The organism is Chitinophaga dinghuensis (genome assembly GCF_003259435.1).
Lineage (GTDB): Bacteria > Bacteroidota > Bacteroidia > Chitinophagales > Chitinophagaceae > Chitinophaga > Chitinophaga dinghuensis.
The window spans coordinates 239,622-265,332 of the sequence record NZ_QLMA01000001.1 but is presented as its reverse complement, the minus strand read 5'-3'; the positions used below and the strand labels follow the sequence as shown (position 1 = coordinate 265,332).

Here is a 25,711-nt window from a genome sequence, read left to right as displayed (position 1 = left end):
CCGCTATACGTTGGCTATGCGCCTTTGATGATCTGGAGGTAATTTTTCAGTTCTTTCAGCAACAGTTTGAAGCGGAAAGCAGAGAAGGTAATACCCGGACGGCAGAATACAGGAACCGTTCCAATTTTCAGACGGTTGCGTTTGCCGGCTTTATACATAAACTGGCTGTCGTACAGAAAGCCGTCGATGGTGGTACCCAGAAGAATATCCCGGCCCATCATATTGAAACCTTTCAGTCCAGCCTGTGCATCGCTCACTTTCATACCGAGGATGAATTTATTCATCGCACGGTTGATGCGGGTGATGATACGGCGTTTGCGCGGCAGTTCACGCAGGTACGCGTCTCCCCTTTCACCAGCTACTACATCTGCTCCTTTTTGCAAGGCTTCGTAGACGGATTTGACGGCAGGAATGCCAAAAGGGAAATCCAGGTCTGTATATACCTGGAAGGCATGCTGAGAGCGTTTTACGCCTTCTCTGACAGCAAAACCTTTACCGCGGTTTATCTTGTTATCCACAATGATAATACCTGGAATAGCTGCTTCCAACCAGGAGATATGTTTTGAAGTAAAATTCTTCAGGGAGCCATCATTTACCAGAATTAGCTGGATAGGAACGGCGCCCATGATATCCACTACTTCGTGGTAATGTTGGATTAAAGATTCCACCCACTGGCCTGATGGATTCCAGCAAGGTAGAATCAGATCGAGGCCAGGAGTAAGAACAACCGGTTCTGCCGGCTTAATTATAACAGTTGCAGGAGGTGCTTGTTGTACTACTTGTTGTACTATAGGTAATGATGTTACTGTATATGACATAGTTCTGGCGGCTATCAGTAAACGAAACAGGTATTAATTTTAACACTAATTCACACTTCTATCCCTATAGACGCACCAACAATGTTTTACCCTCTATTCCTAAAATAAAAAAAGGGCTCCCGGAAAAGACCGAAAACCCTGGCAGGCAAAAAGCATTTATACAGTTGCAGGTTATTATCTGTAAAATATAGAAAGTTACTGCATTGACAATACCATTTTAGGGGGATTATAGGGAGATGAATACTTTTCGGGGCTGCTGTCCGATATTTTACAATAGGGTTGACTCAGGGTATACTTTTATTAAAATGGGGATGGTTTAAAACCAAAAAGGGTGTTCCTTAGAGGAACACCCTTTTCTTATTCGTTGACGCTTAGTGATTAAGCGTTTACTTTTCCTTTAACTTTCGCGATCACTTCTTCAGCAACGTTGTTTGGAGCTGGAGCGTAGTGAGAGAACTCCATGATGGAAGTTGCACGACCGGAAGACAGGGAACGCAGCTGAGTTACATAACCGAACATTTCGCTCAATGGAACTTTAGCTTTAATTACCTGAACACCGTTTTTAGAGTCCATACCTTCCAGCATACCACGACGACGGTTCAGGTCACCTGTTACGTCACCCATGTATTGGTCTGGGGTTTGAACTTCTACTTTCATGATTGGCTCCAGCAGAACTGGTTTAGCTTTACGGGCAGCTTCACGGAAAGCAGATTTAGCGCACAGCTCGAATGCCATAGCATCGGAGTCCACGTTGTGGTAAGAACCATCAAACAGACGCACTTTCATGTTCACCAGCGGGAAGTTAGCCAGAACACCTTGGTTCATAGAAGCTTCGAAGCCTTTCTGAACAGCAGGGATGAATTCTTTTGGAATAGCACCACCGAAGATGTCGTTGATGAACTGGAAGGATTTACCGTCGTTTTCTTTCAGCCATTCAGCATCAGCAGGGCTGATTTCTACCTGGATGTCAGCGAATTTACCTTTACCACCAGTTTGTTTTTTGAATACCTCACGGTGTTCAATTTTAGCGGTCAGGGCTTCTTTATAAGCCACCTGAGGAGCGCCTTGGTTAACTTCTACCTTGAATTCGCGACGCATACGGTCAACGATGATTTCCAGGTGAAGCTCACCCATACCGGAGAGAACTGTTTGACCAGTTTCTTCGTCGGTTTTCGCTTTCAGGGTAGGATCTTCTTCTACCAGTTTAGCGAGGGCCATACCCATTTTATCAACGTCCGCCTGAGTTTTAGGCTCGATAGCGATGGAGATAACTGGTTCAGGGAAGGTCATAGATTCCAGGACAATTGGGTGATTTTCATCACACAGGGTGTCACCGGTTTTGATATCTTTAAAACCAACAGCCGCACCGATATCACCAGCTTCGATGAAATCGATAGGATTCTGTTTGTTTGCGTGCATCTGCATGATACGGCTGATACGCTCGTTTCTACCGGTACGAGTATTCAGGACATAAGAGCCTGCATCCAGGTGACCAGAGTAAGCCCGGAAGAACGCCAGACGACCTACGAAAGGATCGGTCATGATTTTGAACGCCAGCGCAGCAAATGGTTCTTTTGCATCTGGTTTACGCTCGATATCTTCGCCAGTATCAGGGTTTGTACCTTTTACTGCTTCGATGTCCATTGGAGAAGGCAGGTAACGGCAAACCGCATCCAGCATTTTCTGAACACCTTTGTTTTTGAAGGAAGAACCGCACATCATAGGGATGATAGCGATATCGATAGTTGCTTTACGGATAGCTTCGTGGATCTCTGCTTCGGTGATAGAGTTAGGATCTTCGAAGAATTTCTCCATCAGTTTATCATCGTAGTCAGCAACTGCTTCTACCAGGTTAGCTCTCCATTCGTTCGCTTCCTCTACCATGTCGGCAGGGATTTCGATTTCCTGGTAAGTAGCACCTTTACCTTCTTCGTCCCAGATGATACCTTTCATGGTGATCAGGTCAATCACACCTTTGAAAGTATCTTCAGCGCCGATAGGCAGTACTAAAGGAACAGGGTTAGCACCCAGCATTTCTTTAACCTGCTTAACTACGTTCAGGAAGTCAGCACCGGAACGGTCCATTTTGTTAACGAAACCGATACGTGGTACGCGGTAGCGGTTAGCCTGGCGCCAAACGGTTTCAGACTGAGGTTCAACGCCGGATACAGCGCAGAACAGTGCCACCAGACCGTCCAGTACACGCAGGGAACGCTCTACCTCAACGGTAAAGTCCACGTGGCCCGGAGTATCGATGATGTTGAATTTATATTGCTTGGTGTCTGGAGTACCTTTACCCTGTAAAGTTGGGAAATTCCAAAAACAAGTGGTAGCAGCAGATGTAATGGTAATACCTCTCTCCTGCTCCTGTGCCATCCAGTCCATGGTAGCGGCACCTTCGTGTACCTCACCAATCTTGTGGGATTTACCTGTGTAATACAGGATACGCTCTGTGGTAGTGGTTTTACCCGCATCAATGTGCGCCGCAATACCAAAGTTCCTTTGAAATTTTAAGTCTGCCATAATATTAAAATGACTAAATAATGCAATTTGGGGGGCAAAGGTAATCTTTTTCCGGCAATAAATAAAACCTCCTCCCTTTGCGAAAATGTTATTTATTCTTTAACGATTTTTCGGGCGTAATAGCTCTGCCGTCAGCCCTTCAAAAACAACCGGAATCGAAAAAATATCTGCCAAATTTCACTTATTCCTGATAACTTTTTAAATGATTCGATACATTAGAGAACATTTATGTTGCTTTTGGTGTTCAATTGCACAGGTAGTAATCCCCCAAAGCACGGATAAGCAATTCAAATTGAATGTTTTAACACCAAAGTGACCAGGTGTCCAGTTCTTTATCAAAAAACCGAAAAATCATGAAAAATTAATACTTATCCATTAACAGCAGAGCTTTATCGAAGAGTAAATCCCAAATCAATACAGAACAGGTTTTCATGCTAAATCGGTCTTATATTTCTGTAGGATAGGCAATTCCAATTCATCCCCATAGTTACTGTTCATTGCCGACCGCAATTCATGGGGCACCAGGCGCAATCACGCGAGATTTTTTCATTTACACATCCTTGCGCAGAAGGATCTATTTATTTATTCCGTACCAGCCACGTTGTATTCATCATTTCCTGCCTAAAAAAGAATGCAGGTTTTGTGATTACTCCAGCTTGGTATATGCCGACTAAGGCTATTACTAACTCATGCACAATGCTGCATTAGAATGGCTTTACGTTGGTCAATCCCCTAAAAATATGCGCAAGGATATTTTAAATCAACAGCGGAGATATGGAAAGTATAATACTCAGTATGCTGGAGGATCTCCACATACTCCACCAATTACTCCGGAATTCCCGTCACCAGGGCTCATATCAGACATCTGCGACAGCACTTAAGGCAGAAAATGAGCTACTAAGATCTGTAGTAGCCGCCACGGAAAGGCTAATAACCCTTCTTGAACAACCAGCATCCACTTTATTATCTACAAACCAGACAGTTACCATTCCAAACTCCGACAATACACATTAACAATTTTATTTATGACTGTTTTAGCACGTACAGGTATGTGTCTACTCTTGTTGCTGGGAGTAGCCATCACCAGTGTAAAAGCGCAGGTAGTCCTCAACAGGCAGGTAGTAGCCACTTCCGGTGGCAGCGGCACTGTGGGCACTCTCCGGATGCAGTATACCATCGGGGAACCGGTGATAACCATGATTACGGACGGACACCTGCTGTTGACACAAGGCTTCCAGCAACCAGAAGAGCTTCCCCCGCCCCCGCCAGGAGCCAATTTGGTCAAAGGGTATATCATCTTCCCCAACCCGGCCTCCACCAATCTGAAAATTCAACTGGATTTACTGGGCCCATCTTATGTTCAAATTGAACTCATCAACACTGCGGGGCAGACTATGTATACCGAACAGCAGTCTTTGGGAGCAGGCCGAAATACAATGGTGATTGGAGTTAATCGCTTTGCAGCAGGGATTTATACGCTGCGATTTAAAATCGCACAATCGATCTATTACGAAAAAGTCATTATCCAGTAACCTCATCGCACTCCAAATAAAAAGCTTGATTATGCAAAAATGTTACGTATTGATTTTGCTGGTGTGCATGCTCTTTCTACCATCCATCATGATGGCACAGAAAAGTCAGCAAAGACCGCCCGACATTGGGGCGAGTTTCCTGCTGGTCAACCCGGATGCCCGCAGCGCTGGCGCCGGAGATGCCGCCACAGGTTTAAGTCCTGATGTAAATGCCCTATGGTCTAATGCCGCCAAGATCGTATTTGCGGGCAGCTGGGGCGTAAGCGCCAACTATTCTCCCTGGATGTGGGGTATCAATAACAGCCGGTCCAACATGGCTTATATAGCCGCTTTCAAAAATTTCGGACAAGAGCAAAGCCAGGCTGTTGGCCTGTCTATGAAGTATTTCAACTATGGAAATGTCACCTTTCGGGATGATAATGGCACTATCATCCAGGATTATACCCCGAAAGAATATGCTGTAGATGGCAGTTACGCCAGAAAGTTGGGACACCGTACTTCTCTGGCTATATCGCTGAGGTATATACGCAGTCAACTAGGCCAGGGGAATTTCAATGGGCTTCAGCAAAAACCGGCATCTGCAGTAGCTGGTGACGTTGGATTTTACTACCAGAATAGTGCAGATAATTTGGAATTCGGCAACAGGTACTGTTTTGGCGTAAGTATTACCAACCTGGGAACTAAGTTATCCTACACAGATGATAAAGTTCGCAAAAGCTTTCTGCCAATGAATTTGCGGATTGGTGGCGGGTATGCCTTCGTTAATACAACCGCTCATACTTTCACCATCTCAGCAGAAATCAATAAGCTGCTGGTCCCCACTCCACCTATATATGCAGTCGACTCCAATGGTATGGTTACCAATACTATCCTCAAAGGACAAGATCCCAACAGGGGTGTGGTTGGGTCTATTTTTTCTTCTTTTGGCGATGCCCCTGGCGGATTTACAGAGGAGTTGCGGGAATTCACCATTGGTTCCGGCATTGAATATTCCTACAAGAAAATTCTTTTCCTGAGAACGGGTTATTTCTATGAGCATCCCAATAAGGGCTACCGGCAACATTTCAGCAGTGGTATAGGTTTGCGCTTTGAGCATGTAGAGCTAAATATGGCTTATCAGATTCCAACAGGTAGTAGCCTTTACACCAAGAAAACGTTGCTCTTTTCATTGATATACAATATTAGCGGAGAGCAATAATACCAAGGGTTTTAACTGTAAATCAAGATCACTTTAAACAGCAAAAACAACATCCCCATATGAAACCAATAATCATTTTGTTGCTAATTATTGCAGGAATAGAACTGCCGGGCATCGCAAGTGCACAGGATCAAAAAGTACCGATCAAAACTTCGGATGGAGCCGTAGTAAAAACGAAACAGGAAGCATTACCGGTTAAACCAGGAAATGGGACTCAAGCAGGCGTACAGCGCGCCTATACCACACCGTCTCCACAAGGTGCAAAACCAGTATCCGCGAATCCTTCGGATAAGAGTCCTGTGGCAGGAAATCCTGCTGCTGGAAAAATCCCAGGTACCACCTCTACAATTCCTGCCCAGCAGTTATTTAAACCTGTTGCCACTGATGCACGACCTCCAGTTATAGAACAACAGGGGCCACCTCCAGGGCCGGCCAATTCAAACAAACCAGTCATGACCCCAAAACCTGCTAACCAATAAAAATACTTCAGTATGAAAAGGAAACTTTTACTATACACCTTCATCCTGCTAGCGCTATTGCAGCTACAATCTCAAGCCCAGAGCGGCCTGAGTGGCATCAACTATCAGGCGGTGGCGCGGAATGCGAATGGTACCACTCTTCCCAACCAGTCGTTGCAAGTGAGATTTACTGTCCTCAGTGGCTCTCCTGCCGGCAATGTGCAGTATCAGGAAACACAGGATGTTACCACGAATCAACTGGGTCTGTTCACATTGCAGATCGGTAAAGGATCGCCTGTGAGCGGCACTTTCGCTGCAATTCCGTGGGCACAGGCCAATCAATATCTGCGGGTGGAAGTATCTACCGGCGGCAGTAATTTTTCAGAATTAGGTACTTCACAGTTAATGAGTGTGCCGTTCTCTCTTTACGCAGCGAACAGTGCGCCGGGGCCAGTAGGGCCTAAAGGAGATGCGGGACCGGCGGGACCTGTTGGACCTGCTGGGGCACAGGGACCCGTAGGAGCAGTGGGGCCAATTGGACCTATAGGACCAGCAGGCGTACAAGGACCACAGGGACCTGCGGGTACCATTTCTGGTATTGCAGCAGGAGGAGATCTTAGTGGTACGTATCCTAATCCAACTGTTGCAAAAATCCAGGGGAACCCAGTAACCAATACTGCCCCGACAGCGGGACAGGTACTCACTTTTGATGGTACTAATTGGGGACCGGCCGCTGGTAGTGGAAGTTTTACGATTCCATATGCGAATACCTTTAATCTTCCTGCTACACTGTTCTCCCTGACGAACAACGGCGATGGTACGCAGTTGGAGGGTGTTGCAAACTCCACATCTGCCAATATCTCCGCCATTCGTGGTACGATATCCTCTACAGCTCCAGGCGGTTTTTCCACGGCTGTGAGAGGAATCAATAACGGTACGGGAGGACTTGGAATAGGCGTCTGGGGCTCTCAGAATGGCTCAGGCTGGGGAGTATATGGTACCGCCACAACTGGTATTGGCATTTATGGAAATGCCACGGGAGCTGGGTATGGCGCGTATGCCAATTCCAACTCGGGAACAGGGCTATTTGCCACCAGTACAACAGGTATACCTGTCAATATTGCCATTTCTAATAATGCCAATACAAATAATGCGTTGATAGTAACTACAAACGGTAGCGGCAATGCCATTACTTCCACCAGTACAGGAGGAAGTGGCGTGAATGCAACATCCAGTGTCCTATCAGGAGCAGGTGTTCTTGGGCATCATACAACTGGCGGGGAGGCTGTAACAGGGCTTACCACGAGTAACAGCGGTACTCCAACAGGCGCGGTGGTAGGTCGGAATGACGGTCCTGGTTATGGCGTACAGGGGTTTGTGGCTACGGATGCTTCCGGGAATGGGGCCGGCGTATTGGGTCGTGTTGGCGTAGGTGGTAGTACAGGTATGGCAGGTAAGTTTGAGAATCTGAATAGTGCGAATAATATCAGTACAGTGGTAGTCACCACTGCTGGTGGTGGCAATGGTGTTGATGCAACAGGAAGTACGGGATTTGCCATACATGGCACTACTACCAGTATTTCAGGAGGTGGCGTTGTTGGGGATAACACAGGCGGAGGAGAAGCGGTAACAGGAAGGGGAAATTCTGCGGCCGGTATAGGCACTGTTGTGGGTCGTAATGAAGGCAGCGGATATGGCGTATATGGCTTTATTTCAGCCAATACATCTGGTACTTCCGCTGGTGTAGCTGGCCGGGTTGGACTGAATAGTTCTACAGGCAGAGCGGCCTTTTTTGAGAATATCAACAGTGCCAATACAAATAATGCCCTGGAAGTAGTAAATAACGGGGAGGGAGTGGTCATGGACCACAGCCAGGGCAATGCTGGCAATTTCTTTATGAACAATAAGAATGGTGTTGGCGCCGGGGTTCGGGGTGAGGTAAATAGTATTTTCAGTAATAATGGAACGGCAGGGGTATATGGCGTAGCTTCCGGATCAGGCGGATATGGCGGCTATTTTGAGCATTCCAGCAGTACAGGATTCGGACCGGCCTTATATGTAACGAGCGCCGGACAGGGACAAGGAGCGATATTGAACCATACAGGTACCAGTGGCAATGCCGTATTGATTCAAACCTTTAATAATTCGAATATTGATAATACGCTACAGGTGGTTAATACCGGGTCGGGAGTAGTATCAGATCACTCTCTGGGGAACGCAGGGAACTTCTTTGTCAACAACACAATGAGTATTGGCGCGGGTGTACGTGGTGAAGTAAACAGTATGTTTGGTAATGGCGGGGCAGCTGGCATATATGGAGTAGCATCCGGAACGGGGGGCTATGCCGGCTATTTTGAACACACTAGTACCAGTGGTTTTGGTATTGCAGTGCAGGTAGTAAACAATGGCCAGGGAACTGGCCTGTTAGTAAATCATACCGGATCAAATGGTGACCTCGCAATTTTTCAAACAGGCGGTTCTAATGTGGCGCGTGTTAGTCGGGCTGGCAGAGGATATTTTAACGGTGGTACGCAATTGGGTGGCGCCGATATGGCGGAGGCTTTTGATGTTAGTGGTGATATATCTTCCTATGAACCTGGGGATGTGTTGATCATTGATGTTGAAAAAGACAGAACGGTTGTAAAGTCGAATGAGGCATATTCTACACTGGTAGCTGGGGTATATGCGACCAAACCGGGTGTATTAATGACGGAAGAACACATAGATGCGGATCTTTCCGATAAGGTTCCTATGGGTGTGGTAGGGGTCATTCCTACTAAGGTATGTGATGAGGGAGGTGAAATTCATCGTGGGGATATCCTTGTAACGGCCAGTAGGGCCGGGTATGCGATGAAGGCGGACTTGAATAAGTTAAAACCGGGACAGGCGATTGGTAAGGCGTTGGAGGAGCTGAAGGTGGGCGAAGGAAGGATTCGGGTACTGGTAAATGTAAAGTAGTAGTGTTTTGTATAGCATAAATGGGCCGGGCACTTTCAGTGTCCGGTTTTCTTATGTGTATATATTGGGAGGACGCTGGTAATTGTTGTTGAGGATTTCAGGGAGACGCGGATTTGGTTGCCGGGAGTGGGTTCTATTGGCACAGAAAGGCTAGGGCAGCCACTTTGGCGGCATTGAATAGTCGGCTAACAAATATCATCATTTTCTCTTAGGGGGCTTATTAGGTATGACATGAGGGCTGAGGAAGGTATGTTGTTTACCTTGGGGCTTAAAGCACAAAAAGGCGAACAGTTCCGATAACAGAACTGTTCGCCAAATATATTGAGTTTGCCCGGAGGCAAGAACTATACTCTGAAGTGAGAGAAAGCTTTGTTAGCTTCAGCCATACGGTGAGTATCTTCTTTCTTTTTGAAAGCAGCGCCTTCACCTTTGCTTGCAGCTACGATTTCATTCGCCAGCTTGTCAGCCATGCTCTTACCGTTTCTTTCGCCAGCGTAACGAACTAACCATTTGATGCTCAGAGATACTTTTCTATCTGGACGAACCTCAGCAGGGATCTGGAAGGTAGCACCACCGATACGACGGCTTCTAACTTCTACAGCAGGAGTTACGTTAGTCAATGCTTTTCTCCAAACCTCGTAACCGTTTTCGCCGGTCATTTGGCTCACTTTATCCACAGCATCGTAGAAAATTTTATAGGCAATGCTCTTTTTTCCTTGCTCCATAACATTATTAACAAAGCGGGTAACCAGCTTGTCATTAAATCTTGGATCAGGAGCCAGAGGCAATTTCTTTGCAGCTTGCTTTCTCATTTATATTGAAAATTACTACTAGTTATAATTATTATTTTTTAGCCTTTTCCTTTTTGGTACCATACTTGGAACGGCTCTGCTTTCTGTCTTTCACACCTGCAGTATCCAAAGAACCGCGAACGATGTGGTAACGAACACCTGGTAAATCTTTTACCCTTCCACCACGGATCAGTACGATAGAGTGCTCCTGGAGGTTATGACCTTCACCTGGGATATAGGCAATCACCTCAACTTTGTTTGTTAAACGCACTTTCGCAACTTTACGCAATGCGGAGTTAGGTTTTTTAGGCGTAGTAGTGTATACACGAGTACAAACGCCACGGCGCTGAGGGCAGCTATCTAATGCCCTGGACTTGGACTTAGCCCGGATAATTTCTCTTCCTTTTCTTACTAATTGTTGTATAGTAGGCATTCTTTACCTAGTTTTTTATGTCTGTTTACAATGACATCCAAATTTCCCATATGGGAATTTTGGGACGGCAAAGGTAAAACTATATGTGTGAATAACAAAATTGTTTCGAAAATTTTTTGTCACACCGTCGATGGGTGCAACTACCCCGGAAGTGGCTTTGGGTCCAAGGTAATTGATACGCTTACCTTTAACCGGAACGCAAAGGTATGATTTCTCAATTAATCTACCATAAAAAATTCCCAGGCCCTCTAAAAATAAAGACTTATGTCTCCCGAGGGACATAAGTCTCTATTAATAACATTATATAACAGGCTGATTATTCACCTACTATGTAATTCCAATCGCGGGTATCCGCTGCTTTACCAGTACGGATGCCATCCAGGCGGCGGATTACTTCAGCACCTACTTCATATTTAGTAGTATCCAGTTTCAGCTGATTGTCTTTGTAATCCAGTTCTTCTACATAAGCCACACTCGCAGCGGTGCCTGTACCGAAGACTTCGCGGAGGGTACCATTATTATATGCAGTAACGATTTCGTCAATGGAGATCGGGCGTTCTTCGATTGTCAGGCCCATATCGCGGAGAACTTCCATCACGCTGTCACGGGTAACCCCTTCCAGGATAGTACCTTGAGACAGATCTGGCGTTATTGCCGTGTTGCCAATGATAGCAAATACGTTCATGGTACCGCATTCCTGCAGGTATTTATGCTCATAGCCATCTACCCAGAGGATTTGGTCGTAGCCCTCTTTACGCGCCTGCATTGTAGGATACATAGCGCCGCCATAGTTACCGGCAGCTTTTGCGTAACCTACGCCACCAGGAAATGCGCGTACATATTTATCCTGCACCAGCAGTTTGATAGGCTTGTTGAAATATGGTCCGGATGGAGAATTGATAATAGCGAAACGGTAAGTCTCGGAAGGACGTACCCCGATAAACTCATCTGCTGCAATCATAAAAGGACGCAGGTACAGGGAACAACCTTCTCCGGTTGGTACCCAGTTGCGATCCAGGTCGATCAGCATATCTAATCCGCCAATGAACAGCCATTCCGGAACAGAAGGCATACCCATTCTTTCCGCAGAAAGATTAAAACGTTTGTAGTTGTCATAGGGGCGGAAGATCATTGGGTTACCCTCTTGATCTTTGTATGCCTTGATACCCTCAAAAATGGCCTGACCATAGTGCCAGGCAGCGTTGGAAGGACTCACTGAAAAGTTCTGGAAAGGGATAATTTCTGCATTGACCCATTCTTTACCGTCGAAATCTGCTACCAGCATGTGGTCTGCATATTTCTTCCCAAAAACCAGATTATTAAAATCTACCTCACCTACTCTGCTGTGCTCTGTTTTGGTGACTTTGATCTTCTTTACAGCTTCTTCCCTTGCTGTTGATTTAGCTACCATCATGGTTAATCAATTTTATCTCAATATTTTTACACTTTCGTTGCGTGTGTCACTGCCTGAAAAGGCGCGACTGTGCAAATAAACTGATTTTTCCCCACGCGGGGCCTTCATATAATAAATTATTATAATAATTATGTCACTTGAAGATTTGCAACTGGACCCTTACTTTTTGGCCAAACTCTTTGCCCAGCCGCTGATTCCCGGTAAAACTCCGGAAGCTGCACCTGTGCAAAAACCACTGCCGAAAGTCAAATATTTAGGAGAAAATCAAAAAAACGTTGCCCTCTTCATACAAAACGAAAGTGAACCCTATTTAAACGACGAATTATTCAACCTCTTAACCAATATATTAAACGCTTGTAAACTGGGAATGCAGGATGTAGCCCTTATTAACATCAGTTCACAGCCGGAATTCACCTTCCGCGACTGGCAACAGTCACTGAAAATAAAGCAAGCCGTTGTATTTGGGATTGCACCACAGCAACTTTCTATAGATGAGCTTCCCTCCTACCAGTTATTTACGCTTGGAGAGAGCGCAGTACTGTTTTCAGACCATCTGCAAATCATAGGTACGGATAAAGCACTTAAAGCAAGGCTTTGGTCCGGCCTCAAACAATTATTAACAATCGCTTGATTATAAATATTTTAGAATGAAATTAATTTTTGCGACGAACAACGAGAATAAAGTAAAGGAATTCAAATCTTTAGTAGGCGATCATCTGGAAATCATTACGCTACAGGATGCAGGTATAGATATTGACATTCCGGAACCGCACGATACGCTGGAGGCCAACGCCCGGGAAAAGTCGGAGGTTATCCACAGAATGACCAATACCAATTGCTTTTCGGAGGATACCGGATTAGAAATAGACGCTTTAGATGGCGCTCCTGGCGTACTCTCCGCAAGATATGCCGGAGAACAAAAGCTGGCAGCAGATAATATTGCCAAAGTTTTGCAGGAAATGCAAGGCGTTACGAATCGCGCTGCACAGTTCAGAACGGTGATTTCCCTGATTCTTGATAACAAAGAGTACCAGTTTGAAGGTATTTGCAGCGGAACTATTACCACTGAAGTGAAAGGAGAAAAAGGCTTTGGCTATGATCCGATTTTTGTGCCTGATGGAGCCACCAAGGCTTTTGCAGAAATGGATATGGCAGAAAAGAACCTGTATAGTCACCGTGCGAAGGCTTTCCATCAGTTTGCCGCCTTCCTGAATACTATTCAAGCATAATCATCTCCCTAAAACCTAATAATGGCAAGAATTAAACTCGATTTACCTGCAAATTTCAGTTTCAGTACCGATATACCTGTGAGAATACAGGATGTGAATTACGGTGGACATGTAGGCAATGATGCGATCCTGAGCATTATGCATGAATCCCGCCTGCAATATCTGATGCATCTGGGTTATGTAGAACTGGATCATACTACGAATACTGGCCTGATCATGGCCGATGTAGCCATCACTTATAAAGGAGAAGCCTTTCATGGGGATATACTAAAAGTGGAGGTAACTGCCGCTGAATTCAGCGCTTTCGGATTTGAACTATATTACCGCATCACCACTACCCGGGAAGATAAAACCATTGCTGTAGCAGAAGGTAAAACCGGCATGGTATGCTTTGATTATAACACACGTAAAGTAGCTCGACTGTCGCACGAAATGAAGGCCAGTCTTGAAAAATAAAAACAAAGAATATGGTAGATACAACAGCAGCCACTTTGGTGGATAATTTAATTAGTCGCAGACGTAACATCAAGCCGACGAGCATGAACGGTAAGAAAATCTCAAACGAAACCGTTCAGGAATTGCTTCAGATGGCTGATTGGGCTCCCACTCACGGCTACACAGAGCCTTGGTACTTTGTAGTATATGGTGGCGATAAAGTACAGGAATTCTGTACTGCCCATGCAGATTTGTACAAGCAGTATACACCTGCTGAAAAGTACATCGCTGGTAACTATGATAAGCTGAAGACGCAGGGTGATCTCGCGTCTCACGTAATAGCTATTTGCATGAAACGTGGTAACAAGCCAAACATTCCTGTGGTGGAAGAAGTAGCGTCTGTTGCATGTGCCGTACAAAATATGTGGTTAGCCGCAACGGCTCGCCATATTGCAGCTTACTGGGGTTCTGGCGGTATGACTTTCCACCCGGCTATGAAAGATTATCTGGGCTTAGGAGATGAAGATCAGGTACTTGGCTTCTTCTATCTGGGATATACCGACGAGCCGGCAGTTGCAGGTCGTAGGGTAAAACCAACGGAAGAAAAAGTAAAATGGATGTAATCTAATTGCCGGCGAACGATATCAGTTCGCCGGTTTTATTATGTAGGTGGCAGCAATTGCATTAAAGTGTTCCAGTTGCCTGGCTATCCAGCTCTCGTCTTTCCGTAACTCACTGGCCATAACAGCAGCAACGGCAGGGGCTATACGAATGGCCTCCTGCACATCGAGGAAAAGGAGTCTGACCCTTCGACCCAGGAAATCTTCCACAGATCTGGCCATTTCCTCGCGAACCGCCCATGCTACCTGTGATTTACTAATCCCAAATTCTTTGCTCAGGATTTCGCTGAGTTCCGGCTGACTAGCTTCCAGATCGCGAATCCGGGCCGCATCACTACCGTAAAAATACCAGGGATCATCCCAGTTAACGCCGCTCATGGCGCCATGGATGGGTAGTTCAGCTGTTACCGACTGTGTAGGTTTCCAGACCAGTACTTTTTCCAGTTTTTCTACCACATCTTGTCCCATACGGCGATAGGTCGTCCATTTACCACCGATGATGGTAATCAGGCGGGAGTTCGCCACAATGATTTTATGACTGCGAGAAATCTCTTTGGTTTTATGTCCTTCGGCCTTAGCGGCGGCTAATGGGCGAAGGCCGGCCCATACGCTCTTTACGTCTGCGCGACTTGGAGGAGCGGCCAGGTATTGATCGGCCGTAGTAAGGATGAAATTAATTTCAGTTTCCAGGGCATGGGGTTGCAATGAGATTGTATTGACGGGCGTATCGGTGGTTCCCACCACGACTTTATTGTGCCAGGGAACAGCGAAAAGCACGCGTCCGTCGCTGGTGGAGGGGATCATCAGGGCATCATGACCAGGAAGGAATTTTCGGTCCAGGACAACATGTACACCCTGGCTGGCGGCAATGGATTTTGGCGCAGCAGGATTATCCATTTCCAGAACATCATCCGCAAACACGCCTGTAGCGTTAATGACGCCATTTGAGTTTAAGTAGATGTCGTCTCCCCCATCCAGTATATCCCTTACCGTTAGACCAGAAATGCGTCCGAATTCATCTTTATGTAAAGTGGTTACCCGCATATAATTGAGGACAGTGCCGCCTTTGTCTACGATAGTTTGAGCGAGGTTAACGGCGAGGCGGCTATCGTCGAACTGGCCATCGTGGTACAGAACGCCACCTGCCAGCTTATCTGGTTTCAGGGTCGAAAGTCTTTCCAGCGCTTCTGTTCGGGAGATATGTTTTGATTTACCGAGACTTAGTCTCCCTGCCAGCCAATCATACATTTTCAATCCGATGGTGTATTTCAGGTTCTCCCACCAGTTGAAAGTGGGTATAACAAAAGACAGATTACGTACTAAATGAGGCGCATTGCGTGCCAGCAGGCCTCTTTCTTTGCTGGCTTCCCGTACCAGGCTGACATCTCCCTGTGCCAGGTATCTAACGCCGCCATGGACCAGCTTGGTACTTTTACTGGAAGTAGACTGTGCAAAATCCACTTGTTCAAGGAGTAGGGTGCGATAGCCCCTGGTAACGGCTTCCAGGGCAGCTCCCAGTCCGGTAGCACCGCCACCGATTACAATAATATCCCATGGCTGAAGGTCAGTTCTAAGTGTAGCAACGATTTCTTCTCTTTTCATATACAGCGTTTTTCCGGCAGTGGATATCTTTTCTAAAACGATGCAGGGCAGCAAATGTTTGGAAGCGGCAAACTTTTAACCGCTGAAAAGCGTTCCTGTAAATGTCGCTAGTCTACCATGAAGAACAGATACAGCACCATATTTTTACTTCTTTCCTGTTGTTTCACGCTACTGTTTTGCCAGCAAAGCTTTGCACAGCGGAAGAAAACCGTACCCATTACGTCTCAGATACATGACACCCTGAAGCCGATAGACAGTGCCACTATCAGCCGGAATCTCAAGCGGCTGGCGGCAGATACCAGCAATGGTTCGGGGATTCGACGTTCAGATACGACAGTCGCGTTGTTAATTAACAGGATAGAGAACTACACCTTGTTACTGAATCAGGAAATGAGTTCTCTGAAAAAAGGATTTGACACGATGGCCATTAGTGACAATCTGCCGTTGGTAGATAGTTCGCTGGCGCTTGTGAAGATGAATATCGCCGGCCTTTCCAGGACTCCGAATCTCAACGATATCCAGACCAACAAAATTATGTTGGAGCAATTGCAGCGCAAGCTGAGTTCCTGGCAGTCTATCCTCTTTTCCTATTATGATCAGTTGGTGGCCATCAATGATACTATTCATTCACTGCGCAGGGATACGGCGATGCGGAATATACCGTCGGAGGATGAGTTGTATGGATTTTATGTGGGGCAGTTATCCAATCTGATTACCAAGTTCCGGTCGGTGGACAGTGCCAATAGGATTAATCTGATTACAATAGGGTTATTGCAGAACAAAGTGGCGAACAGATATATCGATGTCAGTAATCTGTTGGAAGACATGAATTATCGGCTGCAACTGTTTACCACACATATGTTTAGCCGGGATTACCGTTATATCTGGAATCCGCATCGGGATAGTATTAACCCATTGAGTTTTGTACATGTAGCGCGGCAGTCGCTACACAAGAGCACGAAGGTATTGGGGTTATTTTTTTCCATTCAATGGCCGGTCATTTTCATATGGATTATTCTGGCTGTACTCTTTGGTTGGTGGACCTATTATAACATCCGGCGTATCCGTATCCGGCATCAGAAAGAGGAAGCGGAGGCTATTCTGAAGCATTCCAAATATTTATTTAAATATCCGATTGCCAGTACGATAATACTCATCTCTACATTATCGGCGGTATTATCTATCCGATATCCGGTGTTGTATACAGAATTGACCTGGATGATTATTCTGGCGGCAGTTTCCAGGATTTTCTATCAGGAACTGTCTGAGAAATTATTCCGGGACTGGTTATTTTTAGGTGGATTGTTGGTGTTATACTCTCTGAATAACTTGTTGTTAGAGATTACCTATGCGGAGCAATGGGGCATTCTCGTTGGTGCTATTCTCTCGCTGATACTGGGTTTTCGGCTTTTGCGGGAAGAGAGTATACATACATTTGCTGCGCCTAAATTTGTGCGGCCGTTGTTTATACTGTATATCATTACTGCGGGATTATCGTTGTTCATGGTACTCATTGCCAGGGTGAATCTGGCTAAGATACTAGGTTCCAGCGCAGTTGTAAATACGATGATGGCCGTCAATCTTTACATGCTTACCTCCATTTTGCTGGAAGCGGTGTATTTGCAAATTGAGGCTAATAAGAGTAGCAGTAGTTTTATCTCTTTTGTAGATTTCCAGGAGGTACAACGTAAACTTCGTACGTTGTTTACCGTGATGGCGTTCGTTGGCTGGCTGATGGTGGTATCGCGGAATTTGTATGTCTATGAAGATATTTATGATTGGATACAATCGTTCCTTTCCACTGGGCGAACGTTGGGGAATCTGGAGTTTTCTTTTAGCAGTATTATCGTATTTGTGCTTGTTATTTGGGTAGCGTTTATTGTTTCCCAGTTGATTTCGTATTTATTCGGGACATCCGGTCAGCAGGCAACAGGCAAGAAAAACAAGCTGGGATCAGCCATGTTATTGATTCGGCTGGCGGTACTTGCGGGAGGTATCTTGCTCGCATTTTCCGCATCGGGTATTCCTATGGATAAAATTACTATTGTTATTGGCGCGTTGGGAGTAGGTATTGGATTTGGGTTACAGAATATTGTCAATAACCTGGTATCGGGGATTATATTGGCTTTTGAGAAGCCGATAGAAGTGGGCGATGTGATAGAGTTGGGAGCTCGGTCGGGGATTGTGAAGGAGATAGGGATACGTTCCAGTAAGATATCCGCTTATGATGGTTCAGAGGTGATTGTGCCGAATGGCGAGCTGATATCTCAGCAGTTAATCAACTGGACATTGAGTAACCGTACCCGTCGGGTGGAGGTGGTGATTGGAGTGGGTTATGGCAGCGAAGTGGAGCAGGTGAAAACGATCATATACAGCGCCTTTCCTGGGCGTGAAGGTGTATTAACCATACCTGCGCCTGTGGTTTTACTGAGTCAGTTTGCTGATAACTCCATTAATTTCAGAGTTTTATTCTGGATTTCTGATTTGGGGAATGCGGGTACATTGCAGAGTGATGTTTTAGAATTCATCTACGATGCTTTGAATAAGGCAGGCATTGAATTGCCTTATCCACAGCGGGATTTACACATTCGAAGTATTGATGAAGACATCCTAAAATCCTGGGAAAAAGATGCTCCTTCCGATGAGGGTTAATAGCGATTTCAAAAAAAAATTTAAAAAAAGTTGCATTAACATTTTGATTATTCATTTATTAGCCGTTATCTTTGCACTCCCGTTTTGGGGATAGCGCTTCGGCGGTGACTCTCAAAACAAAATATGGCGAGGTAGCTCAGGTGGTTAGAGCGTTGGATTCATAACCCAAAGGTCTCGGGTTCAACTCCCGATCTCGCTACAGATAAAAAGCCGCAAATCTTTTACTATAAAAGGTTTGCGGCTTTTCCGTTTGGGGATGGTAGTCGGTTTGGTGGTCGATTAACTCAAATTAATAACCTTCACTTTTTTGCCAAGAAGGCGCCTCAACGATTATTGAAACACCTTCTTTCTCATTTTAGTCGTTTAATCCGAGATACAATTTTACCGAGGCATAATCCGACCAATTTACTGAGGCAGCAGATCTAGCCTGTACATTGCCTGGCACAATCATATAGCGGTATTGCTGATACTTAATACCATTATTAGTGAAAGTACTCATGTTCCCATTGGCATACAATTGAATCTTCTGCTTGGACACCGACACCTGAATGTTAAGGCCGGAAGTTCCAACATAAGGCAGCGAATAAATAACAGGATCACTTGGATTGCTGGTATTGAGGTATACTTTTACCTCCGCAGTACTCAATAAATCCAACGTGAGTTTTGGTGCATCAATAATAGCAAAGTAACCTATTGTATCAATTTTACCACCTATTCTGTGTACTGTATCTGGTTTATACGGTACATCCAGCCATCCGGAGTAGATCACCGTGCCGGAGTTGGAATCTCCTTTGGGCCCAGCGGGACCGGCAGGACCAGTTGGGCCTGCTGGGCCTTCTTTACTGCAGGAAATCATGAAAATAAGGATAAAAAGTCCTGACAATAGGACTAACGATGGCATAAGTTTATACTTCTTCATATGGAAAATTGGGTTGGGGTGAATGATTAGGGATTTTCAATTTAGGGCCACAAATTACATATTTCCTCAAAAATTCATAGCGCGAAAGCCCAGTAAAATGAGGCTGCTGCTATTTCTTTGAAACTGAATATTGTAACAAAACAATAGTCAATTTATTAAGAACTCCTTATGTTTCCTATAATTGCATTAAAACTATTAGATATATCATGGGAGTTGAAATGCACATAGGGTGTCTGAGTTGTAAAAAGTTCATCTGGTTGGGATCACAAAAAGCATACAAGTGGGAAGGGTTTCAACTACAGCACCACCATGTAAAAACCTTTATGACCTGGCATAGTATGCCAGACTGTGAGTTATTTCATTCCAACGATGGAACTATGGAAGTTCCATGGGATAATCATCCACAAGAATGGGAGGAAGACAGCCGTTCCCGGTCATTTTGGGACTCCTATCAGAATAAAGGAATTGGATGCGCTCACTGTGGGAAGCTTATAGACGATCAGGCCTCACCTGTTATTTTAACGGAGTGGTTCCAGCTTTGCAATAATAAGTGCAAACAAGATTACTGTGATGAATACCTGGATCGATATGATCTTCGGATATACGATTCATCCAAGGATCAGCCAGATGTAAGTAAATCAACTTGGACAATAGCCTGTCATACTTGCAAGACCTATTACACGGTGGAATCTGAAGAGTATACCCGGGCGGATACCTATAAGCATTTATCACTGTTTCTATCTATACACATGCATAAGGATTATGGACTGTATAAGATATACCACTATGTAACGCCATGCATTCCCACTTTACCATGGCAGCATCCAGCTACCGCGCATGAGTGGAAGCCTTACGGTGATGAAATTTAATTTTTATTGAATGGTCTTTATCATGATTGAGACTAGCAGTTCCCGGCAATTACAGATAAACCCCGGGCTGTCTATCCCGCATTTAATTAGTCGCCTTCCAATGATCGAATTTTTTTCTCAGCGTTTTAACTGCATTTGAGGTCTCATCAGTTTGATTAATGATGAGATTTAGAAATGGATGTTGGGGATCATCATTCTCTTTTGCTACCGTAAGAAAAGCACTGGAAGCCTTTCTGTCTCCACAACGCTTATCGCCACCGTATGCTGCACCGGCCTCTAAGGCGAGCATTAAGACCTCTTGAACAGGCAATCCCTTTCTCTGGGCCTTAAGGGCCACCTTTAAGATCTGATTCAGCATTTCTTTATTGCTGAGGGTATTTCCCTGGATAGAAATTCCCGAAGAAGTCACTGTCCCTTTCTCTGTAGTGGTGTTTGTTCCGGTGTAAGTTTGTGGCTGATAGATCTTATTCAAACAGACCACTGCATACTGTTGTTCTTCAGGATCAAAAGACGGATCTTTAATAGCATTCAGGATTTCTTCAGGGGAAGCGTCTGCGAGCACCATTTGAAGACCCTTGTTTCTTGCTTGCTTATTGCTCATTGCCTGTACTACTACTGCACCTTTTCCAGGCACAATTCCGCCGATGCCGTACACACTAAACGTACAGGATGCGCCGGCAATACCAATTTCTTTGGTCTTGGGATCAATTATAATAATTGACCAGGTGGCGTTGGCATTATTGACTCCCACCAGCAATAAACCAAGTATCAGGATTAAACGTGCCATTCTTTTCATTTATACAGCAGTTATGATGAGATATCTACGAAATCAAGTCTGCAAACCAACCCTATGAAAATAACGCTATACCCTGTGTTTTTAGCTCAGTAATAATACAGCGGATTAAAGCACTGGTTCTGTTGCCCTAATGATACAATCAATTACACTCTCCGCATCGCAATTATTAAGTCCAGCTCCCCAGCATGCATTAAACTCCAGCACAAACCAGCCCAATCCTTCATTATAAGCAACATCCACCACTACTACATTCGGGAGTTGATCTTTGAACTTGTCTATAAAGCTGGACAAAAAGTGACGTGCTTCTTTCAAATCAGCATCTCCTTCATACAAGGCTACATCCCTGATGATTCCATCCATTACAAAGCATCTTGCTTCTGCCTGAATAGGCGCTATGATACTGGAAAGAATGAGTTGTTCCTCTTGCTGTAAACCATTTATAACCTGTTGGAAATCGGTACGTGTTTGGAAAATACCGGCAAGAAATAGCTTGGGGATAACAGGCTTTATAAATACTGGAAAATCGGTATCCAATACCTGTTCTATTGTTTTGAGCTTAATATCTCGCTTCGTCCAGCTCTTATCCAGGGCAGCAATCAAAGTATCGTCCGGAGAGACTAATGCGACATTATAAATCTGGGCTAAGACCAATGAAAACGTTTGATTGCCATATATTGCAATGGGCTGTTGGTTCAAAGACTCGTCCTTTATCCAATACTTACCTAATCGTCTAATCTGGCCTCCTTTGTTCGTCCAAGCGGTAACGACCTGGTCAAATTCCACATCAGTTTTTTCAGGTATTAACAGGGTGATAGGATTATTCATTGGGGCAGTTTTAATATCGCTCAAATGGCAGTTTTATCGGTGATAATAACCAGGACGTCCCATCTTCCAGCTGTTTCACATGCCAGAATGTAATACCTGCCGTCGTCACTTCCTCCTGCTGCTCATCGAACATAAATGGAGGAACCCACATTAACTCCACCTCTCCATCTCCATCCCAGCCTGCTTCCAAAAACAGTTCCTTCGCAATATTGACATATTCGCTTGCATTATCCAGACACTCTTCCGGCCTGATGGTGAAGTTCAGGTTATCAATCCACTCATATGCTGATACCCTGAAGGTTCTTAGGGTTTCGGGCGGATAAGTGATGATTCTTCTTTTATCTCTTTGGGGGTTCATGTTTTATGCTTTCCTGGGTTCAAATATTTTTACTACTTCCGGTGCCTGTGCATCCATGAACATCTGTGCGCGTCCGAAAAGGCAGATCTTACCAATTCTGTCGAAAACATTCTGTCGGCCCTGATCATCAACGAGCACTTCATCTTTGCAGATCCCTTTTTGGTGATTAGCTTCGATGTAATCCCAGTGTTGATTTATTTCCTCTTCGAAAACCAATGTGAATGCAGGCTGACTATACTCGATAATGATATTGCGATCATCCATAAATCGAGGTGCAAAATCAGGATGATAATTAAAAATCTGCTCCAGTATGGCAACAGCACTTTCCCGGATGTTCTCTACTTCTTCTCCGAAATAGGTAACGGTGCCATTCTTGAAGATGGCAAATTGGATCTTCTCATCTGTGTAATACTTTACTTTCTCTAAGATCTGGTCTATGTCAACCGGAAGATCTGGTTTCCATTCAGGTACCGGCGGAAATGCTGTTTGCTCGTTCATGCTATTATTTCTTGGGAAGAATCCTCTTCCATCTGTATATTAATTAGTTTCTTACTTAGAGTATGCATCCCATACTGCTTTTGCAATGGCGGCAATCGTTCCTTCCCGCTCCGCTTCACTGGCTTTTGCGTCTGAAACAAACACCGTTATAGCAACATGTTTCCCATTCGGGAGCGTAATTATTCCTGCATCGTTCGTAGCGGCGGTAATGCCCTCTATAGTCCAGGAAGTACCTGTTTTATGGGCGATCTCTGTGCCCGCAGGTAATTGCGCTTTCAGGCGTCTTTTACCAGGGCCAGAAGTGGCCATCAGATGGTAAAGGTAGCGTTTACTGGAATCTGAGAGCAAGGGTTTCAGATAGAACTTTTCCAGGAGCAAGGTCATCGCCGACGGCGTACACCAGTTCTTATATTGGGTTTTCGCATCATTTTGTTGCACCTGAGCCTCTTCTGTAGTAGCAATATTAATATCCTTGATCCCTAATTGATGTATGTATTTATTCGCAGCCGCAGGGCCACCAAGTACCTTCAACAAGATATCGCAGGCGCTGCCATCGCTGGAACGGATGTTATAATCGAGTAACTCATCTATGGTGAGACTCACGCCACCATTCGGATATTTGTCGCGCAATGGACTAACGCCATCAGTAGTAAGATCCGCCTTCTCAATCTTAATGGGTTGATGGAGCGTCAGCCGACCCTTGTCTACCTGATCTAAAACTGCCATCGAAATGGGAAATTTATAAACGCTCTGCATGGGCAGACGTAAGTCCCGATTAAAAGAAATGGTATCATTCGTTTCCAACACCCGGACCGACACACCTACTTTAGCAGGTATTTTTCCGGCTATAGCGGCTATTTCTGCTCGTAATGATTGTTGGGCAAAGGCAGGAATAGCAAACTGGGTTATAACAGCCCCAATGAGGCTTATAAGTATTGATTTTCCGTTTTTCATAATGATTACAATATCCAATTTTTGCAGTATAAGTTTTCAGGAAATCTTCTTAATCCTTTCTAGCTTAATTTATACTCCCACTAAATACTTAAAACTCCTTCAAGCAAAAAATGGCAATATTTACCTCGACCATGGAGAGCAGACACTAGTGGCAACAACCTGATTATTCATACCTGAAATAAGCCATGGTAGCGCCTTTACTTTTGGCATACTCCAGAAAGCGTTTGAAATTACGCAGATCCTGGCCAAAGTTATTTCCTATATATCCATTTCCAATATCTGTATTAAAATTGTTGAAATAGTAAGCATGCTCAACTGCTTCCGGATTCGTCAATAAATGAGCGAAATGGTTGAACACAGATAACTTTTGTATCAATGAATTGACAGTGTCCAGGACACGATCAATATTGGGATCATACATCCTTTGAATGGCGTCTTGCAATGCCTGCTTTCGCTCTCCTATGACCTTTACTTTCTTCAATGCAGCGGAAAGTTCCTGGTCATTGAAAAACGCTTCCATTTTATAAAATTCGGAGACATCCGTATCCGTGAGTCTTGCGATCTGATCCAGCTCTGGTTCTCCATCTATCAGTTCTCTATAAAGAAGTATACGACAAAATCCTCTGCTCAAATTGTATTTGTAAAAGTTGGCATCGTCCCTGTTATACTCCAAATCATATACGAGATCATCGGCATCAGTATTTAATTCAATATCTATTCCCATCGTATGTTTTAAAAAGATGAATAAAAGGAATCCACTGCTTCCTGGCCGGAATAATTAGGGCCGGCCTGGTCATCGGCGCCTAAGTAGGTTATAGGGAGATGCAGGTCTCTCGGGCCTTCACATTGTACTATTTTAGTCCGACTATTATAGGAGATTCGGTTAATCTTAAAGAGCTGTTTTATGAATTGATGATTGGCGTCGCCATGTAGTTTGATATTATTTAAATCCAGATTAGCTATGAAAATTCCATGCGGTTGCAGGGCTTTCAGCAATGTGGCTAAAACGCTTAATTTATCTCCGATGTAGTGTAATCCATGGACACAGGTGATCAGATCAAACTGAGTGGTATAGGACATATCAACCAGGGACCCTGTTCTGAATTTCACACAGTGAATGGAAGGTGGTACCGACTGAAACGCGTCTACCAAATCAATTCCTACCAAATTCACCTTGTCCTGTAAACTTTTATCAGCAATAGATTGCGCATATTGCAGTAATGCATTTCCTTCTCCACAGCACAGATCCAGCCACGATACATTGGACTGAGCCAGCAATTGCTCATCCAGATAGGCACTTGGATTGAAACGCAAATCTTTCTCATAACTGTTCACGCCGGTGGCTACTCTCTTACGATTCATCCGATTATTCGCCACTATCGGGGACCAGATTAATTCAGCTTCTGAAAGAAGGCCTTTCATCTCTGCTTATAAGTTAGTACAATCCTGAACCCATCAGGATCTAACAATGTGGTTCCATTCTTTGTCCAGTAAGGATTTTTGGCTTCCACTTCGGGAATGTTCAGCGATCGCGCTTTTTTTACCAATTCCGTATAGGCATGGTAGTTATCTCCATAAAATACCAGCAAATCATCCTCATCTGGCGTATGTACTGGCTTTTCATCTGAAATGGTGAACTCCAGATGCCAGTTTTCCCCGGGGATACCGATGAAAACGCCGTCGTAGTTATCATGATTTTTAAAATCACCTAATATTTCACATCCCAGGAGTTGGGTGTAAAAGTCGATTACAGGTTGTAAGGAAGTGGTATGTCGGGCTATTCGAATGTGCATAACTGGGTAATGATAGATGTTAAACAGGATGGAAGG

The 25,711-nt window shown here is 44.7% G+C and carries 27 protein-coding genes and 1 tRNA gene; 13 read left to right on the top strand and 15 right to left on the bottom strand.

Annotation, left to right across the window (positions count from 1 at the left end; translation table 11 throughout):
• Positions 1–14 precede the first annotated feature (14 nt).
• Entirely contained in the window at positions 15–818 is an 804-nt protein-coding gene (locus CLV59_RS00980) for a glycosyltransferase (RefSeq protein WP_111590138.1), read from the bottom strand.
• A gap of 378 nt (positions 819–1,196) precedes the next feature.
• Positions 1,197–3,341, bottom strand: coding sequence for an elongation factor G (fusA, locus tag CLV59_RS00975; protein WP_211323697.1), 2,145 nt, complete (start codon positions 3,339–3,341; stop codon positions 1,197–1,199).
• A gap of 774 nt (positions 3,342–4,115) precedes the next feature.
• Here fusA and CLV59_RS28750 point away from each other — a divergent pair.
• From CLV59_RS28750 to CLV59_RS00955, 5 genes are read left to right on the top strand one after another with little or no spacing between them, the layout of a single operon-like run.
• The gene (locus tag CLV59_RS28750; RefSeq protein WP_146616104.1) at positions 4,116–4,355 is read left to right on the top strand and encodes a hypothetical protein; all 240 of its coding nucleotides are present in this window, start codon (positions 4,116–4,118) and stop codon (positions 4,353–4,355) included.
• Positions 4,356–4,366: 11 nt separating this feature from the next.
• Positions 4,367–4,873 (top strand): T9SS type A sorting domain-containing protein, encoded by a 507-nt coding sequence (locus CLV59_RS00970; RefSeq protein WP_111590136.1) that lies wholly within the window; start codon positions 4,367–4,369, stop codon positions 4,871–4,873.
• Positions 4,874–4,904: 31 nt separating this feature from the next.
• Positions 4,905–6,071 (top strand): type IX secretion system outer membrane channel protein PorV, encoded by a 1,167-nt coding sequence (gene porV / locus CLV59_RS00965; RefSeq protein ID WP_146616103.1) that lies wholly within the window; start codon positions 4,905–4,907, stop codon positions 6,069–6,071.
• A 59-nt stretch (positions 6,072–6,130) separates the two neighbouring features.
• The gene (locus tag CLV59_RS00960; protein ID WP_111590134.1) at positions 6,131–6,550 is read left to right on the top strand and encodes a hypothetical protein; all 420 of its coding nucleotides are present in this window, start codon (positions 6,131–6,133) and stop codon (positions 6,548–6,550) included.
• A 12-nt stretch (positions 6,551–6,562) separates the two neighbouring features.
• Entirely contained in the window at positions 6,563–9,487 is a 2,925-nt protein-coding gene (locus CLV59_RS00955) for a beta strand repeat-containing protein (RefSeq protein WP_111590133.1), read from the top strand.
• A gap of 344 nt (positions 9,488–9,831) precedes the next feature.
• Here the strand turns inward: CLV59_RS00955 and rpsG are convergent, their stop codons facing one another.
• The 3 genes from rpsG to CLV59_RS00940 all read right to left on the bottom strand — a co-directional run bounded on the left by rpsG (position 9,832) and on the right by CLV59_RS00940 (position 12,125).
• Entirely contained in the window at positions 9,832–10,299 is a 468-nt protein-coding gene (gene rpsG, locus CLV59_RS00950; RefSeq protein ID WP_111590132.1) for a 30S ribosomal protein S7, read from the bottom strand.
• Positions 10,300–10,330: 31 nt separating this feature from the next.
• Positions 10,331–10,711, bottom strand: a complete 381-nt coding sequence (rpsL, locus tag CLV59_RS00945; RefSeq protein WP_012789278.1) for a 30S ribosomal protein S12 — start codon at positions 10,709–10,711, stop codon at positions 10,331–10,333.
• 316 nt (positions 10,712–11,027) lie between these two features.
• On the bottom strand, positions 11,028–12,125 hold the full coding sequence (locus CLV59_RS00940) for a branched-chain amino acid aminotransferase (RefSeq protein ID WP_111590131.1): 1,098 nt from the start codon (positions 12,123–12,125) through the stop codon (positions 11,028–11,030).
• A gap of 130 nt (positions 12,126–12,255) precedes the next feature.
• On the opposite strand from CLV59_RS00940, the gene CLV59_RS00935 reads away from it, so the two are divergent.
• From CLV59_RS00935 to CLV59_RS00920, 4 genes are read left to right on the top strand one after another with little or no spacing between them, the layout of a single operon-like run.
• Complete coding sequence (locus CLV59_RS00935) at positions 12,256–12,756, top strand: hypothetical protein (protein ID WP_111590130.1); 501 nt, start codon at positions 12,256–12,258, stop codon at positions 12,754–12,756.
• Between the two features lie 16 nt (positions 12,757–12,772).
• On the top strand, positions 12,773–13,354 hold the full coding sequence (gene rdgB / locus CLV59_RS00930; RefSeq protein ID WP_111590129.1) for an RdgB/HAM1 family non-canonical purine NTP pyrophosphatase: 582 nt from the start codon (positions 12,773–12,775) through the stop codon (positions 13,352–13,354).
• 21 nt (positions 13,355–13,375) lie between these two features.
• A complete protein-coding gene (locus CLV59_RS00925; RefSeq protein ID WP_111590128.1) occupies positions 13,376–13,810 on the top strand; it encodes an acyl-CoA thioesterase in 435 nt (144 codons plus the stop codon).
• A gap of 11 nt (positions 13,811–13,821) precedes the next feature.
• A complete protein-coding gene (locus CLV59_RS00920) occupies positions 13,822–14,412 on the top strand; it encodes a nitroreductase family protein (protein ID WP_211323696.1) in 591 nt (196 codons plus the stop codon).
• Positions 14,413–14,433: 21 nt separating this feature from the next.
• Here CLV59_RS00920 and CLV59_RS00915 read toward each other — a convergent pair whose 3' ends face one another.
• Positions 14,434–16,011 (bottom strand): glycerol-3-phosphate dehydrogenase/oxidase, encoded by a 1,578-nt coding sequence (locus tag CLV59_RS00915; protein WP_111590127.1) that lies wholly within the window; start codon positions 16,009–16,011, stop codon positions 14,434–14,436.
• Between the two features lie 117 nt (positions 16,012–16,128).
• On the opposite strand from CLV59_RS00915, the gene CLV59_RS00910 reads away from it, so the two are divergent.
• Positions 16,129–18,663, top strand: a complete 2,535-nt coding sequence (locus tag CLV59_RS00910) for a mechanosensitive ion channel family protein (RefSeq protein WP_111590126.1) — start codon at positions 16,129–16,131, stop codon at positions 18,661–18,663.
• A 125-nt stretch (positions 18,664–18,788) separates the two neighbouring features.
• A tRNA-Met gene (locus CLV59_RS00905) sits at positions 18,789–18,862 on the top strand.
• Between the two features lie 156 nt (positions 18,863–19,018).
• Here CLV59_RS00905 and CLV59_RS00900 read toward each other — a convergent pair.
• Complete coding sequence (locus CLV59_RS00900; RefSeq protein WP_111590125.1) at positions 19,019–19,582, bottom strand: collagen-like protein; 564 nt, start codon at positions 19,580–19,582, stop codon at positions 19,019–19,021.
• Between the two features lie 206 nt (positions 19,583–19,788).
• Here CLV59_RS00900 and CLV59_RS00895 point away from each other — a divergent pair, with 206 nt between their 5' ends.
• Entirely contained in the window at positions 19,789–20,451 is a 663-nt protein-coding gene (locus CLV59_RS00895) for a hypothetical protein (protein WP_111590124.1), read from the top strand.
• An 82-nt stretch (positions 20,452–20,533) separates the two neighbouring features.
• Here CLV59_RS00895 and CLV59_RS00890 read toward each other — a convergent pair whose 3' ends face one another.
• From CLV59_RS00890 to bla, 5 genes are all read right to left on the bottom strand, one after another.
• A complete protein-coding gene (locus CLV59_RS00890; protein WP_245950732.1) occupies positions 20,534–21,238 on the bottom strand; it encodes a DUF1028 domain-containing protein in 705 nt (234 codons plus the stop codon).
• 114 nt (positions 21,239–21,352) lie between these two features.
• Complete coding sequence (locus CLV59_RS00885) at positions 21,353–22,072, bottom strand: ATP-grasp domain-containing protein (protein ID WP_111590122.1); 720 nt, start codon at positions 22,070–22,072, stop codon at positions 21,353–21,355.
• Positions 22,073–22,082: 10 nt separating this feature from the next.
• Positions 22,083–22,430, bottom strand: coding sequence for a hypothetical protein (locus CLV59_RS00880; RefSeq protein WP_111590121.1), 348 nt, complete (start codon positions 22,428–22,430; stop codon positions 22,083–22,085).
• A gap of 3 nt (positions 22,431–22,433) precedes the next feature.
• Positions 22,434–22,928, bottom strand: coding sequence for a hypothetical protein (locus tag CLV59_RS00875; RefSeq protein ID WP_111590120.1), 495 nt, complete (start codon positions 22,926–22,928; stop codon positions 22,434–22,436).
• Positions 22,929–22,979: 51 nt separating this feature from the next.
• Complete coding sequence (bla, locus tag CLV59_RS00870; RefSeq protein WP_245950784.1) at positions 22,980–23,735, bottom strand: class A beta-lactamase; 756 nt, start codon at positions 23,733–23,735, stop codon at positions 22,980–22,982.
• On the opposite strand from bla, the gene CLV59_RS29145 reads away from it, so the two are divergent.
• Positions 23,683–24,045, top strand: a complete 363-nt coding sequence (locus CLV59_RS29145; RefSeq protein WP_245950794.1) for a hypothetical protein — start codon at positions 23,683–23,685, stop codon at positions 24,043–24,045. The two genes, bla and CLV59_RS29145, sit on opposite strands and share 53 nt — an antisense overlap.
• Here CLV59_RS29145 and CLV59_RS00865 read toward each other — a convergent pair whose 3' ends face one another.
• The 3 genes from CLV59_RS00865 to CLV59_RS00855 are packed head-to-tail and all read right to left on the bottom strand — an operon-like array spanning position 24,046 to position 25,675.
• Entirely contained in the window at positions 24,046–24,606 is a 561-nt protein-coding gene (locus CLV59_RS00865) for a hypothetical protein (protein WP_111590118.1), read from the bottom strand.
• A gap of 8 nt (positions 24,607–24,614) precedes the next feature.
• Entirely contained in the window at positions 24,615–25,304 is a 690-nt protein-coding gene (locus CLV59_RS00860; protein WP_111590117.1) for a class I SAM-dependent methyltransferase, read from the bottom strand.
• Positions 25,301–25,675 carry a VOC family protein gene (locus CLV59_RS00855; RefSeq protein WP_111590116.1) on the bottom strand — a complete coding sequence of 125 codons (375 nt, stop codon included), beginning with the start codon at positions 25,673–25,675 and terminating at the stop codon, positions 25,301–25,303. Before CLV59_RS00855 ends, CLV59_RS00860 begins: the two co-directional genes overlap by 4 nt.
• Positions 25,676–25,711: the final 36 nt, after the last annotated feature.

Bases quoted from the DNA above. Each gene is read 5' to 3' on its own strand.
- CLV59_RS00875 (WP_111590120.1), bottom strand. From the start codon at position 22,928: ATGAACGAGCAAACAGCATTTCCGCCGGTACCTGAATGGAAACCAGAT.
- CLV59_RS00920 (WP_211323696.1), top strand. From the start codon at position 13,822: ATGGTAGATACAACAGCAGCCACTTTGGTGGATAATTTAATTAGTCGC.
- fusA (WP_211323697.1), bottom strand. From the start codon at position 3,341: ATGGCAGACTTAAAATTTCAAAGGAACTTTGGTATTGCGGCGCACATT.
- CLV59_RS00915 (WP_111590127.1), bottom strand. From the start codon at position 16,011: ATGAAAAGAGAAGAAATCGTTGCTACACTTAGAACTGACCTTCAGCCA.
- CLV59_RS00925 (WP_111590128.1), top strand. From the start codon at position 13,376: ATGGCAAGAATTAAACTCGATTTACCTGCAAATTTCAGTTTCAGTACC.
- rdgB (WP_111590129.1), top strand. From the start codon at position 12,773: ATGAAATTAATTTTTGCGACGAACAACGAGAATAAAGTAAAGGAATTC.
- CLV59_RS00935 (WP_111590130.1), top strand. From the start codon at position 12,256: ATGTCACTTGAAGATTTGCAACTGGACCCTTACTTTTTGGCCAAACTC.
- rpsL (WP_012789278.1), bottom strand. From the start codon at position 10,711: ATGCCTACTATACAACAATTAGTAAGAAAAGGAAGAGAAATTATCCGG.
- CLV59_RS00880 (WP_111590121.1), bottom strand. From the start codon at position 22,430: ATGAACCCCCAAAGAGATAAAAGAAGAATCATCACTTATCCGCCCGAA.
- CLV59_RS00940 (WP_111590131.1), bottom strand. From the start codon at position 12,125: ATGATGGTAGCTAAATCAACAGCAAGGGAAGAAGCTGTAAAGAAGATC.
- CLV59_RS00970 (WP_111590136.1), top strand. From the start codon at position 4,367: ATGACTGTTTTAGCACGTACAGGTATGTGTCTACTCTTGTTGCTGGGA.
- rpsG (WP_111590132.1), bottom strand. From the start codon at position 10,299: ATGAGAAAGCAAGCTGCAAAGAAATTGCCTCTGGCTCCTGATCCAAGA.
- CLV59_RS00910 (WP_111590126.1), top strand. From the start codon at position 16,129: ATGAAGAACAGATACAGCACCATATTTTTACTTCTTTCCTGTTGTTTC.
- porV (WP_146616103.1), top strand. From the start codon at position 4,905: ATGCAAAAATGTTACGTATTGATTTTGCTGGTGTGCATGCTCTTTCTA.
- CLV59_RS00955 (WP_111590133.1), top strand. From the start codon at position 6,563: ATGAAAAGGAAACTTTTACTATACACCTTCATCCTGCTAGCGCTATTG.
- CLV59_RS00980 (WP_111590138.1), bottom strand. From the start codon at position 818: ATGTCATATACAGTAACATCATTACCTATAGTACAACAAGTAGTACAA.
- CLV59_RS28750 (WP_146616104.1), top strand. From the start codon at position 4,116: ATGGAAAGTATAATACTCAGTATGCTGGAGGATCTCCACATACTCCAC.
- CLV59_RS00855 (WP_111590116.1), bottom strand. From the start codon at position 25,675: ATGCACATTCGAATAGCCCGACATACCACTTCCTTACAACCTGTAATC.
- CLV59_RS00890 (WP_245950732.1), bottom strand. From the start codon at position 21,238: ATGGCACGTTTAATCCTGATACTTGGTTTATTGCTGGTGGGAGTCAAT.
- CLV59_RS00885 (WP_111590122.1), bottom strand. From the start codon at position 22,072: ATGAATAATCCTATCACCCTGTTAATACCTGAAAAAACTGATGTGGAA.
- CLV59_RS29145 (WP_245950794.1), top strand. From the start codon at position 23,683: ATGGGCAGACGTAAGTCCCGATTAAAAGAAATGGTATCATTCGTTTCC.
- CLV59_RS00865 (WP_111590118.1), bottom strand. From the start codon at position 24,606: ATGGGAATAGATATTGAATTAAATACTGATGCCGATGATCTCGTATAT.
- CLV59_RS00895 (WP_111590124.1), top strand. From the start codon at position 19,789: ATGGGAGTTGAAATGCACATAGGGTGTCTGAGTTGTAAAAAGTTCATC.
- CLV59_RS00900 (WP_111590125.1), bottom strand. From the start codon at position 19,582: ATGAAGAAGTATAAACTTATGCCATCGTTAGTCCTATTGTCAGGACTT.
- CLV59_RS00860 (WP_111590117.1), bottom strand. From the start codon at position 25,304: ATGAAAGGCCTTCTTTCAGAAGCTGAATTAATCTGGTCCCCGATAGTG.
- CLV59_RS00960 (WP_111590134.1), top strand. From the start codon at position 6,131: ATGAAACCAATAATCATTTTGTTGCTAATTATTGCAGGAATAGAACTG.